This window comes from Streptomyces phytophilus (assembly GCF_013870535.1).
GTDB classification, from domain to species: Bacteria; Actinomycetota; Actinomycetes; order Streptomycetales; family Streptomycetaceae; genus Streptomyces; species Streptomyces phytophilus.
This window is the reverse complement of record NZ_JACBXC010000529.1, coordinates 1-4,024: the sequence shown is the minus strand read 5'-3', so window position 1 is coordinate 4,024 and position 4,024 is coordinate 1. Positions and strand designations below refer to the sequence as shown.

Sequence of the window (4,024 nt, the reverse complement as noted above, 5' to 3'; positions counted from 1 at the left end):
CGCCCAGGTCCCCCTGCTGCTCGCCGCCGGGCAGGACGCCCACGAACTCGGCGAGCGGGCCCCGGCCCGCGGCACCGCCGAGGTCGAGCTGTTCCTGACCGACGCCCAGGCGAAGAAGCTGGCCGACCAGGGCGTCGACCTGACCGAACGCACCGTCCCGGCCCGCGCCGAGGCCCGCACCGAGGCCGCGGCCGAGGGCGTCTTCCGCCCGTACACCGGTGCCGGCGGGCTGCAGGAGGAACTGGCCGGGATCGCCCGGCAGTATCCGAAGATCACCAAGCTCGTCTCGATCGGCAAGACCCTCCAGGGCCGGGACATCCTCGCCCTGAAGCTCACCAAGGGCGCCACGACCGTCCGGGACGGCGCCAGGCCGGCCGTGCTCTACATGTCCAACCAGCACGCCCGCGAGTGGATCACGCCGGAGATGACGCGCCGGCTGCTGCACCACTTCCTCGACGGCTACGGCACCGACCCCAAGCTCACCGGGATCGTCGACTCCACCGAGCTGTGGTTCGTCCTGTCCGCCAACCCCGACGGCTACGACTGGACGCACGACCCCGACGGGGCCCGCCTCTGGCGCAAGAACATGCGCGACATCAACGGCGACGGCCAGTACACCACCGGCGACGGCATCGACCTGAACCGCAACTTCTCCTACAAGTGGGGCTACGACAACGAAGGCTCCTCGCCCAGCCCGCGCAGCGAGACCTACCGCGGCGCCGGACCCGCCTCCGAGCCCGAGACCCGCGCAATCGACGCCTTCCAGAAGCGCATCGGCTTCGAGTACGGGATCAACTACCACTCCGCCGCCGAGCTGCTGCTCTACGGCGTCGGCTGGCAGGTCGCCACCGACACCCCCGACGACGTGCTCTACCGCTCGCTCGCCGGCACCCCGGAGAACTCCGCCGTCCCCGGCTACCGCCCCCAGGTCTCCTCCGAGCTGTACACCACCAACGGCGAAGCCGACGGCCACGCCGCCAACGTCAACGGGATGATGATGTTCACCCCGGAGATGACGACCTGCCAGACGGCGTCCGCCCTCGACCCCGACGACGCCTGGAACCCGCGCGACTGCCAGTCGGGCTTCAACTTCCCCGACGACGAGAAGCTGATCCAGGGCGAGTTCGCCAAGAACATCCCCTTCGCCCTCTCCGTCGCCGAGACCGCCGCCCACCCCGACCGGCCGGCGTCCTCCGTGGGCATCGAGGCCCCCGACTTCGCCGTCGACGACTTCGCCGTCTCCTACGCCCGCGGCCGCGGGGGCAGGGCGGACGGCGCAGACCAGGAGGTCTCCGTCGTCGCCCGCAAGTCCGTACGGGACAAGGAGCTGAACTACCGCGTCAACGGCGGCCGCACCCGCGACGAGGACGTGAGGTCCTGGAAGGGCGGCGAGACCTACGGCGGCGAGGACAACGTCCTCATGGACGAGTACCGCGCCGAGGTCGAGGACGTGGAGCCGGGCGACGAGGTCGAGGTCTGGTTCACCGGCCGCACCCGCGCCGGCAAGCGCACCGCGAGCGAGCACTTCACCTTCACCGTCGCGGAACGCCCCCGCGCCGACACCCTCGTCGTCGCCGAGGAGGGCGCGAAGGCCCGGCACGCCCGCACCTACGTCGACGCCCTGCGCGCCTCCGGCCGCTCCGCCGCCGTCTGGGACACCGCCACCCAGGGGCCGCCGCACGCCCTCGGCGTGCTCGGCCACTTCCGCGGTGTCGTCCACTACACCGGCGCCGGCGCCCCCGGCGGCGACACCCAACTCGCCCTGCGCGCCTACCTCAACGAGGGCGGCAAGCTGGTCGAGGCCGGCGAGCAGGCCGGCGGCCAGGCGCTCGTCGGCCGGGCCGAGACGGACGACTTCAGCCAGTACTACCTGGGCGCCTACTCCCGCTCCGCCACCGTCGGCCCCGACGGCTTCACCGGCGCCGGCGCACTGCGCGGCGCGACCGGGAGCCTCGGCAACGCCGAGGGCAACCCGCTGGACGGCGCCGGCGCGTACACCGTCACCTCCGGCGTGCTGCCGCCCGCGGACTTCCCGCAGTTCGACTCGGCGCAGGCCGGGACGTACGACGGCGGGGTCAACCCCTACGCGCCGTACGAGGGCGCGTGGATGGCCGTCGCCGAGCACGAGAACAACGACTGGCAGCGGCTCACCCGCACCGTGGACCTCACCGGCGTCACCGCCGCCGAGGCGCCCGCACTGCGCGCCGCGCTCAACTGGGACACCGAGGGCGGCTACGACTTCGTGCTCATGGAGGCGCGGACCGCGGGCGGCGACGACTGGACCACGCTGCCGGAGGCCGGCGGCGCCACCACGGATCAGGTGCCCGAGGAGTGCGGCCAGGGCTTCTTCATCCAGGCCCACCCGTTCCTGCGCCAGTACCTCACCCAGGGCCAGGACGGCTGCACCGCGAGCGGCACCAGCGGCGCGTGGCACGGCCTGACGGACTCCTCCGGCGGCTGGCGGGAGGTCTCGTTCGACCTGTCCGCCTACGCCGGCAAGCAGGTCGAGCTGTCCCTGTCGTACGTCACCGACCCGGGCACCGGCGGCAGCGGGCTCTTCGCCGACGACACCGCATTGGTCGTCGGCGGCGCCGAGCGCGACGCGGAGGGCTTCGAGAGCGGACTCGGTGCCTGGACGGCGCCGGGGCCGCCGCCCGGCAGCCCCGCGGCGGACGCCGACTGGGCCCGTTCCGGCAAGCTCTTCGACAGCTACGCGGCCGTCTCCACCCGCGACACCGTCCTCGTCGGCTTCGGGGTCGAGCACCTCGGCGACAAGGCGGCACGGGCCGCTCTTCTGAGCCGCGCACTGTCCCATCTGAGGCGCTGACACAGGCCCGCTGACCGGCCACGACGCCGGATCGCGGCGGCGGCCCGTAGCCCTACCGGGGGGTACGGGCCGCCGTCCGCGTCACCGGCGGGGTCCGGGCCGCCACGCGGGGGCGGAAGCGGTAGGGTCGGCAGTGGTCGGGGATTCCCAGTCAGAGCACCGGTCGATCGAGGACCGGCGTACCAACGAGGAGATCGGTTCGTGACGATCCGCGTAGGCATCAACGGCTTCGGCCGCATCGGCCGCAACTACTTCCGCGCCATCCTTGAGCAGGGTGCGGACATCGAGGTCGTGGCGTTCAACGACCTGGGTGACGCCGCGACCACCGCACACCTGCTGAAGTACGACACCCTGCTCGGCAAGCTCAAGGCCGAGGTGAGCCACACCGCCGACGCCATCACCGTCGACGGCCGCGCCATCAAGATGCTCGCCGAGCGCGACCCGGGGAACCTGCCCTGGGGCGAGCTGGGCGTGGACGTGGTCATCGAGTCCACCGGCATCTTCACCAAGGCCGCGGACGCGCAGAAGCACCTGGACGCCGGGGCCAAGAAGGTCATCATCTCCGCGCCCGCCAAGGGCGAGGACATCACCATCGTCATGGGGGTCAACGAGGACTCCTACGACCCGGCCGACCACCACATCATCTCCAACGCCTCGTGTACGACGAACTGCGTCGCGCCGATGGCGAAGGTGCTGGACGAGAACTTCGGCATCGTGCAGGGCATGATGACCACCGTCCACGCCTACACCAACGACCAGCGCATCCTGGACTTCCCGCACAAGGACCTGCGCCGCGCCCGCGCCGCCGCCGAGAACATCATCCCGACCACCACCGGCGCCGCGAAGGCCACCGCGCTCGTCCTGCCGCAGCTCAAGGGCAAGCTGGACGGGATCGCCATGCGCGTGCCGGTGCCCACGGGCTCCGTCACCGACCTGGTCGTCGAGCTGAGCCGCGAGGTCACCAGGGACGAGGTCAACGCCGCGTACCAGAAGGCCGCCGAGGGCCAGCTCGCGGGCATCCTGGAGTACACCGAGGACCCGATCGTCTCCTCGGACATCGTCAACACCGCGCCGTCGTGCACCTTCGACTCCCTGCTGACGATGGCCCAGGGCAAGCAGGTCAAGATCGTCGGCTGGTACGACAACGAGTGGGGCTACTCCAACCGCCTGGTCGACATCACCACCTTCGTCGGCGAG

General features: G+C 71.7%; 2 protein-coding genes. Both read left to right on the top strand.

Going from position 1 to position 4,024, the window contains the following annotated elements:
• Positions 1 to 2,827: M14 family metallopeptidase (locus tag H5J30_RS20670; RefSeq protein ID WP_181788891.1), on the top strand; the 2,827-nt coding region annotated here is incomplete at its 5' end.
• A gap of 201 nt (positions 2,828 to 3,028) precedes the next feature.
• Positions 3,029 to 4,024: type I glyceraldehyde-3-phosphate dehydrogenase (gene gap, locus H5J30_RS20665; RefSeq protein ID WP_181788890.1), on the top strand; the 996-nt coding region annotated here is incomplete at its 3' end.